At 74.1% G+C, this 7,463-nt stretch carries 10 protein-coding genes; 4 read left to right on the top strand and 6 right to left on the bottom strand.

The features are described 5' to 3' along the window. Positions 1-35 precede the first annotated feature (35 nt). Complete coding sequence (zapE, locus tag ACFU6K_RS24650; protein ID WP_380666440.1) at positions 36-1,082, bottom strand: cell division protein ZapE; 1,047 nt, start codon at positions 1,080-1,082, stop codon at positions 36-38. Between the two features lie 148 nt (positions 1,083-1,230). Here zapE and ACFU6K_RS24655 point away from each other — a divergent pair, with 148 nt between their 5' ends. The 4 genes from ACFU6K_RS24655 to msrB all read left to right on the top strand — a co-directional run bounded on the left by ACFU6K_RS24655 (position 1,231) and on the right by msrB (position 4,510). After that, entirely contained in the window at positions 1,231-2,016 is a 786-nt protein-coding gene (locus tag ACFU6K_RS24655; RefSeq protein ID WP_380666425.1) for a pyrimidine reductase family protein, read from the top strand. 57 nt (positions 2,017-2,073) lie between these two features. After that, positions 2,074-2,535 carry an indole-3-glycerol phosphate synthase gene (locus ACFU6K_RS24660; RefSeq protein ID WP_107086353.1) on the top strand — a complete coding sequence of 154 codons (462 nt, stop codon included), beginning with the start codon at positions 2,074-2,076 and terminating at the stop codon, positions 2,533-2,535. 120 nt (positions 2,536-2,655) lie between these two features. Next, the gene (murC, locus tag ACFU6K_RS24665; protein WP_380666428.1) at positions 2,656-4,065 is read left to right on the top strand and encodes a UDP-N-acetylmuramate--L-alanine ligase; all 1,410 of its coding nucleotides are present in this window, start codon (positions 2,656-2,658) and stop codon (positions 4,063-4,065) included. A gap of 40 nt (positions 4,066-4,105) precedes the next feature. Next, a complete protein-coding gene (msrB, locus tag ACFU6K_RS24670; RefSeq protein ID WP_380666430.1) occupies positions 4,106-4,510 on the top strand; it encodes a peptide-methionine (R)-S-oxide reductase MsrB in 405 nt (134 codons plus the stop codon). Positions 4,511-4,573: 63 nt separating this feature from the next. Here msrB and ACFU6K_RS24675 read toward each other — a convergent pair whose 3' ends face one another. The 5 genes from ACFU6K_RS24675 to ACFU6K_RS24695 form a co-directional block, all read right to left on the bottom strand. Beyond that, complete coding sequence (locus ACFU6K_RS24675; RefSeq protein WP_380666432.1) at positions 4,574-5,767, bottom strand: cytochrome P450; 1,194 nt, start codon at positions 5,765-5,767, stop codon at positions 4,574-4,576. Further along, the gene (locus tag ACFU6K_RS24680; RefSeq protein ID WP_380666442.1) at positions 5,764-6,366 is read right to left on the bottom strand and encodes an ATP/GTP-binding protein; all 603 of its coding nucleotides are present in this window, start codon (positions 6,364-6,366) and stop codon (positions 5,764-5,766) included. Before ACFU6K_RS24680 ends, ACFU6K_RS24675 begins: the two co-directional genes overlap by 4 nt. A gap of 70 nt (positions 6,367-6,436) precedes the next feature. Continuing rightward, positions 6,437-6,790, bottom strand: coding sequence for a DUF742 domain-containing protein (locus ACFU6K_RS24685; protein WP_380666434.1), 354 nt, complete (start codon positions 6,788-6,790; stop codon positions 6,437-6,439). Beyond that, the gene (locus ACFU6K_RS24690) at positions 6,787-7,218 is read right to left on the bottom strand and encodes a roadblock/LC7 domain-containing protein (RefSeq protein WP_380666436.1); all 432 of its coding nucleotides are present in this window, start codon (positions 7,216-7,218) and stop codon (positions 6,787-6,789) included. Before ACFU6K_RS24690 ends, ACFU6K_RS24685 begins: the two co-directional genes overlap by 4 nt. Next, a partial coding sequence (locus tag ACFU6K_RS24695; RefSeq protein ID WP_380666438.1) for a hypothetical protein occupies positions 7,215-7,463 on the bottom strand: 249 nt, incomplete at its 5' end. The genes ACFU6K_RS24690 and ACFU6K_RS24695, both read right to left, overlap by 4 nt.

Here is a 7,463-nt window from a genome sequence, read left to right on the forward strand (position 1 = left end):
GGGAACAACTGCCGAGCGAGGGGGAGGGTCACGGGTCAGGCCTTGGCGCTGTCCCGGGCGAGGGCGACCAGGCGGGAGATGGCGCGCAGGTACTTCTTGCGGTAGCCGCCGCGCAGCATCTCCTCCGGGAAGACCTGGTCGAAGGGGAGGCCGGAGGCGGTGATCGGCAGCTCGCGGTCGTACATCCGGTCGGCCAGCACGACCAGGCGCAGCGCGGTGGACTGGTCGTCGATCTGGCGGACGCCGCGCAGGCAGACCGCGGCGACGTCGTCCAGCAGCGCGCCGTAGCGGCTGGGGTGGACGGCGGAGAGGTGGGCGAGCAGGGCGTCGAAGTCGTCCAGCGAGGCGCCGGGGGTGCGGGCCGCGGCGGCCGTGACGGCCTCGTCGGTGTACGGCGGCGGGGCGTCCGGCAGGCCGCGGTGGCGGTAGTCCTGGCCGTCGATCCGCATCGGGCGGAAGTGCGCGGACAGGCCCTGGATCTCGCGCAGGAAGTCGGCGGCGGCGAAGCGGCCCTCGCCGAGCTTCTCCGGCAGGGTGTTCGAGGTGGCGCACAGCTTCACGCCGTTGTCGACCAGCCGGCCGAGCAGGGTGGAGACCAGCACGGTGTCGCCCGGGTCGTCGAGCTCGAACTCGTCGATGCAGAGCAGCGTGTGCCCGGAGAGGGTCCGCACGGCCTGCTGGAAGCCGAGCGCGCCGACCAGGTTGGTCAGCTCGACGAAGGTGCCGAAGGCCTTGGGGCCGGGGGCGGCGTGCCAGAGCGAGGCGAGCAGGTGGGTCTTGCCGACGCCGTAGCCGCCGTCGAGGTAGACCCCGGCCGGGCCGGTGGGTGCGGGGGCGGAGCGGCGGAACCAGCTGCGCTTGGGCGCGGAACCGTTTCCTCCGCCGAGGGTCGCCGCGAACTGCTCCAGGACCTGGACGGCCTCGTACTGGCTCGGCTGGGTCGGGTCCGGAATGTACGTCCCGAAGCTCACGTCGGCGAACCGGGGCGGCGGGACCATCTCGGCGACCAGCCGCTCGGCGGGCACGACGGGTCGGCGGTCGGTGAGCGCGATCGGGGAGCCGGAGGCGCGTGCGGCTGCTATCGGCTCGGTCGCGGTTGCGGAGTGGGAGGCTGCGGGCACATCAGTAGAGGGTACGCCTGCCCCGTACGCCGTCCGAACGACCCGCGGCCCCGAGCCGGACGACCTGCGGCCCCGAACGGCCCACGGCCCGCGGTGGAAGACTGGGGACATGCAACAGTTGATCAGCCCGCTGGGCGGGCGGCTCGCCGATCCGGCCGCACTGGAATCGCTCGCCGCCGTCTACGCGTACCCCGAACAGGTGAATCAGGGGCGCCCCTGGCTGCGCGCCAACATGGTGTCCGGCCTGGACGGCGGGGCCCGGCTGGACGGGCTGTCCGAGGGCCTCTCCGGCGATGCCGACAAGCGGATCTTCGGGGTGCTGCGGGCGCTGTCGGACGTGGTGGTGGTGGGCGCGGAGACGGTCCGCGCCGAGGGCTACCGGCCGGCCCGGGCCCGCAAGGAGTTCGCGGCGGCCCGGGCGGCGGCGGGGCAGGCGCCCGCCCCGGCGATCGCCGTGGTGAGCCGCTCGCTGGAGTTGGACCTGGCCGCGCCGCTGTTCACCGAGCCGCTGGTCAGAACGGTGGTCATCACCACCGAGGACGCCCCGGCGGAGCGCCGCCGGGCGGTCGCCGGGGTGGCCGACCTGGTGCTCGCCGGCACCGGTTCGGTGGACCTGCGGGCGGGCGTGGCGGCCCTGGCCGAACGGGGCTGGACCAGGCTGCTGACCGAGGGCGGCCCGCGCCTGCTGGGGCAGCTCGCGGCGGCCGGCCTGCTGGACGAGCTGTGCCTCTCGCTGGCTCCGCTGCTCACCGGCGGCGACGCGCCGCGCATCCTGCACGACGCCCGAATGCCGGACGTGCAGCGGATGCGGCTGGTCTCATTGATCGAGCAGAAAGGATTCCTCTTCACCCGCTACCTGCGTCACCCCGGTTCGGACAACCCCGTGACCCCCTGAACGCGATCCCGTTATGGGATGCCGGGGCCCGGGGGCCGGCCACTGGAAGGGACTCACGTGTTCAAGACGGTACTGATGATCGAAAAGGCTCTCTCCGACGCGGACGTGGAGCTCGTCACCACGCTCCACGGCGAGGAGAAGGTGTCCTTCGTCGTCCTGATGCAGCCGCGCGGCAGGCAGGACGAGCTGCTGCGGGCGCTCGACGACGTCGCCCTCGGCCACCTCGACAAGGTGGTGCACGAGCACGACGAGTCCGAGAGCGGTCCGACCGTGGCCGGCGAGTCGCTGGAGCACAGCCTGCGCCACCTGCGCTCGGCCGGGGCCGAGGCGGTCGGCGAGCTGGTCGGGGAGAAGCCGCTGGAGCGGCTGCGCGCGGTCGTCGGGGAGCAGCGGGCGGACGAGGTCGTGGTGCTCACCTCACCGCACTTCGTGGAGGAGTTCTTCCACCGCGACTGGGCCTCCCAGGCCCGGCACAAGGTGGGCGTCCCCGTGCTCAGGCTCTTCGCCAGCGACTCCTGACCCGACCGGCCCGGCGCGCCGGTGGTGCAGAATCGTCCTTGCGGTCCGCCCGCGAGGACGATTCCGTCTTCCCGACCCGTCCGCCCGCCCTGTCTGCCCCCGCCCCTACGGAGCCACGCCTTGAACGACGCCGCGCACGACCTGCACGCCCCGCACTTCATCGGCATCGGCGGCGCCGGGATGTCCGGCCTGGCGAAGATCCTCGCCGTGCGCGGGGCCAGCGTCTCGGGCAGCGACTCCAAGGAGTCCGAGACCGTCCTCGCGCTGCGCGCCCTCGGCGCCACCGTGCACGTCGGCCACGCCGCCGAGCACGTGCCGGACGGCACCAGCAGCGTGGTCGTCTCCAGCGCGATCCGGGCCGACAACCCGGAGCTGGTCGCCGCCCACGAGCGCGGCATCCCGGTGGTGCACCGCTCCGACGCGCTGGCGGCGCTGATGGGCGGGCGCCGGGCGCTGGCGGTGGCCGGCACCCACGGCAAGACCACCACCACCAGCATGCTCGCCGTCGCCCTCGGCGAGCTGGGCCTGGACCCGTCCTACGCGATCGGCGGCGACCTCGACGCGCCCGGCTCCAACGCCCACCACGGCACCGGCGAGATCTTCGTCGCCGAGGCGGACGAGAGCGACCGCAGCTTCCACAAGTACGCGCCCGAGGTGGCGATCGTGCTCAACGTGGAGCTGGACCACCACGCCAACTACGCCTCGATCGAGGAGATCTACGAGTCCTTCGAGACCTTCGTCGGCCGGATCGTCCCCGGCGGCACCCTGGTGGTCTCGGCCGACCACGACGGCGCCCGCGAGCTCACCTCCCGGGTGGCCGGCCGCGAGGGCCTGAACGTGGTGACGGTCGGCTCCGCCGAGGACGCCGACCTGCGGGTGCTCTCGGTGGTCGCCCACGGCATGACCAGCGAGGTCACCGTCCTGCTGGACGGCGCCGAGCTGAGCTTCACCGTCTCGGTGCCCGGCCGCCACTACGCCCACAACGCGGTGGCCGCGCTGGCCGCCGGCGTCGCGCTGGGCGTCCCGGCCGCCGACCTGGCCAAGGCGCTCGGCGCCTACACCGGCGTGCGCCGCCGCCTCCAGCTCAAGGGCGAGGCCGGCGGGGTCCAGGTGATCGACTCCTACGCCCACCACCCCACCGAGATGACCGCCGACCTGGAGGCGATCCGCGAGGGCCTGACCGGCGGGGGCCGGGTGCTGGTGGTCTTCCAGCCGCACCTGTTCAGCCGCACCCAGCAGCTCTCCGAGGAGATGGGCCAGGCCCTGGCGCTGGCCGACGCCTCGGTGGTGCTGGACATCTACCCGGCCCGCGAGGACCCGATCCCCGGCGTGACCAGCGAGCTGATCATCGACGCGGCCCGCCGGGCCGGCGCCGAGGTCACCGCGGAGCACTCCTTCGCCGCCGCCCCCGCCCTGCTGGCCGGCCTCACCCGCCCGGGCGACCTGCTGCTCACCATGGGCGCCGGGGACGTCACCAACCTGGGCCCGGAAATCCTGCGGCACCTCGCGAACGTTGCTTCCAACGTCTGACGTACGTCCGTCCGACGTCCACCGCGACCGGGAGCCCGTGATGAGCTACGAGATCGAGAAGACCGAGGCCGAGTGGCGCGCCCAGCTCAGCCCCGAGGAGTACCACGTGCTCCGCGAGGCGGGCACCGAGCGGCCGTTCACCGGTGAGTACACCGACACCAAGACCGTCGGCGTCTACGGCTGCCGGGCCTGCGGGGCCGAACTGTTCAGCTCCGAGACCAAGTTCGACAGCCACTGCGGCTGGCCGTCCTACTACGCGCCGCTGGCCGGGGACCGGGTCCAGTACATCGAGGACACCTCGCTCGGCATGCGCCGGGTCGAGGTGCGCTGCGCCCGCTGCGGCGGGCACCTCGGGCACGTCTTCGAGGGCGAGGGCTACGGCACGCCGACGGACCAGCGGTACTGCATCAACAGCGTCTCGCTGACGCTGAAGCCGGCCGAGTAGGGCCGGACACGCAGGGAGGCCCGGACACGTACGGTGTCCGGGCCTCCGTGTGTGTGTCCGGGCCTACACCTCGACCGGTGCGAAGCGGACCGGGAGGTGCGTCAGGGCCCGGTGGAACGGGCCCGGGCGCCAGAGCAGGTCCTCGGCGGGGGTGGAGAGTTCGAGGTCGCTGAGGCGGCTGCCCAGCTGCTCGATGGCGGTGATCGCGATCAGCAGGGCCGGGTCCCGGGCCGGGCAGGCGTGCGGGCCGGCCGCCCAGGCCAGGTGGGCGCTCTCCCCGCTGCGCAGCCCGCCGTCGTCGGTGGGCGGCGCGGCCTGGGAGTTGGCGGCCGCGTACGAGACCAGCACCAGCGTGCCCGCCTTGATCTCGCGGCCGTGGAAGGTGATGTCGTACCGCGGGTAGTGGGCCGAGAGGTTGGCCATCGGCGGCTCGTGCCAGAGCACCTCGTCGATCGCCTGGTGGGCGGTCATCGCGCCGCCGAACAGCGAGCCGGCGTAGCGGGCGTCGGTGAGCAGGCGCAGCAGGGCGTTGCCGATCAGGTTGGTGGTCGGCTCGTGCCCGGCGATCAGGGTCAGGGTGATCTGCCGGATCACCTCGTCGTCGTCCAGCCCGACCGGGTGGGTGACGTACATCGAGGTGAGGTCGTGCCGGGGGCGCTCGCGGCGCTCGGCGACCATCGCGGTGACCACCGCCAGGAGCTTCCCGTACGAGGCGCCGGCCCGCGCGGTGGACTCGATCAGCCCGGTGATCGCGTCCACCACCTCCTCGCGCTGCTCCGGCGGCACGCCGAACCAGGTGGTGAGCGCGAAGGCGGGCAGCCGGCGGGCGTACTCGGCGATCAGGTCGGCGTGCCCGACGGCGGCGAAGCGGTCGATCAGCCGGTGCGCGGTCTCGGCGACCTGGCGCTGGAGCCGGTGCGGTTCGAACAGCGCGAGGGCGTCGGTGATCACCGCCCGGTAGCGCGCGTGGGTCTCGCCGTCGCTGAACAGCGCGGTCGGGCGGTAGCCGAGCACCGGCAGCAGCGGGGAGTCCGGCGGGACGGTCCGCTGCCAGGCCCGGGAGTCCTTGGAGAAGGTGTCGGTGTCGCGCAGCAGGTCCAGCGCGGCCTGGTAGTCGGTGACCAGCAGGGCCTCGACGCCGGGCGCGATCTCCACCGGGGCGACCGCGCCGTGCCGCCGCAGCCGCTCGTAGACCAGCTGGGGGTCGGCGGCGAAGACCGGGCCGTGGATCGGGGTCGGGCGGGACTCGACGGTCACGGCTGCTCCGGGGTGGCGGGGTCCGAGGTGACGGGGCCCGGGCCAGCGGGGTCCGGGGTGGCGGGGGCGGCGGGCAGGGCGTCCAGGACGTGCTCGGCCAGCGCGATCAGCGCGTCCAGGCTGCTGTCGCGCTCGCGCGCGTCGCAGAGCAGCAGCGGGGTGGCGGCGTGCAGGTCCAGGTGGGTGCGCAGCACCTCGACCGGGTGGTCCGGCGCGTCCGGGAAGCGGTTGACGGCGACGGCGTACGGCAGGCCCTGCTCCTCGACCATGTCCATGATCTCGAAGGAGTCGGCCAGCCGGCGGGTGTCGGCGAGCACCAGGGCGCCCACCGCGCCGCGGGCGATGTCCCGCCAGAGCGGGAAGAACCGGCGCTGGCCGGGGGTGCCGAACATGTAGAGCACCACGTTGCCGGGCAGGGTGAGCCGGCCGAAGTCGACGGCGACGGTGGTGGTGGACTTCCCGGGCACGCCGGCCAGGTCGTCCACCGGGCGGCCGGTCTCGGTCATCGCCTCCTCGGTGTGCAGGGTGGCGATCTCGGAGAGGGTGCGGATGAGGGTGGTCTTGCCGACCCCGAACGGGCCGGCCACCACCAGCTTCATCAGCGTCTGGTCCTGGTCGGGCAGGTAGCCCACCCGGCTCTGGTCTTCCGGTTCCGGCCGGGCGGCCGGGTCACCGGAGCGCACGGAGTCCAACGAGGAGCCTCTCGACGATGGAGCGGTCGGTCTGCTGGGCGCGCGGGATCGGCGCGCGGGCGTGCAGGCAGCCCGCCTCGACCAGGTCGGCCGCGAGGAAGACGGTGGCGCTGACCGGCAGGCTCAGGTGCGCGGCGGCCTCCACCACGGTCAGCGCGCCGGGGCGCAGCAGTTCCCAGAGCCGGCGGTGTTCGGGGTCGAGCGCCTCCGGCGGGTCGGCGCGGTCGGCGAACAGCACGGTCAGCCGCTCGAAGCCCTTGGTGCCGGGTCGGCTGCGGCCGCCGGTGGCCAGGTAGGCGGGCACCATCCGCCTGCGGGGAGCGGCGGTCATGACCGGACGTCGTCGTCCGGCCGCCGGGTCGGGCTCGCGAGCGCGCGACCGAGGGCGGCGACCTGCAACTGCATCTGGTAGGCGACGTTGCCGAGTTGGGCGTCCGGCGAGGTGAAGACGGCGAGCGAGGTGTTCTCCCCGGCGGGCACCACGACGGCGTAGCCGAGGTCGGACTCCACCACGGTCTGGGCCAGCCGGGGCCGCTCGACGTCGGTGAACGCGGCGGTGAAGGCCCGGGCGGCGGCGTGCACGGTGGCGGTCATCGCGGCGACCCGCTCGGCCGAGGCGCGCTCCAGGCCGTCCGAGGCGCCCTCGACCAGGCCGTCGCCGGTGGCGATGACGGCGTGCAGCACCCCCGGGAGCTCCAGCAGCGGGGTCAGCACCCACGAGATCTCGTCGGTGGCGGTCGGGCTGGGCGTGCTGCTCACTGCTCGGCTCCTTCTGAGGTCGGACCGGTGCTCGGGTCACCGGGGTCGCGGTCGGCGGTGGTGTCGCCGGGGGTGGTGCCGCCGGGGGTGGCGGGGATCGTGCCGGTGGTGCCGGTCGTGCCGGTGGTGCCGGTGGTGCTGTCGCTGTTTCCGCGGGCGGCCCGGCCGGGTGCGGCACCGGCGGCCTCCTCGCGCTCGGCCCGGGCCACGGCGGCCCGGCCGGAGTCGGTGCCCTGCTGCAGCGC

This window comes from Kitasatospora sp. NPDC057512 (genome assembly GCF_042802135.1).
Classification (GTDB): Bacteria; Actinomycetota; Actinomycetes; order Streptomycetales; family Streptomycetaceae; genus Kitasatospora.

Excerpts from the sequence above, each read along its gene's own strand:
- ACFU6K_RS24655 (WP_380666425.1), top strand. The coding sequence starts at position 1,231 with ATGCAACAGTTGATCAGCCCGCTGGGCGGGCGGCTCGCCGATCCGGCC.
- msrB (WP_380666430.1), top strand. The coding sequence starts at position 4,106 with ATGAGCTACGAGATCGAGAAGACCGAGGCCGAGTGGCGCGCCCAGCTC.
- ACFU6K_RS24680 (WP_380666442.1), bottom strand. The coding sequence starts at position 6,366 with ATGAAGCTGGTGGTGGCCGGCCCGTTCGGGGTCGGCAAGACCACCCTC.
- ACFU6K_RS24685 (WP_380666434.1), bottom strand. The coding sequence starts at position 6,790 with ATGACCGCCGCTCCCCGCAGGCGGATGGTGCCCGCCTACCTGGCCACC.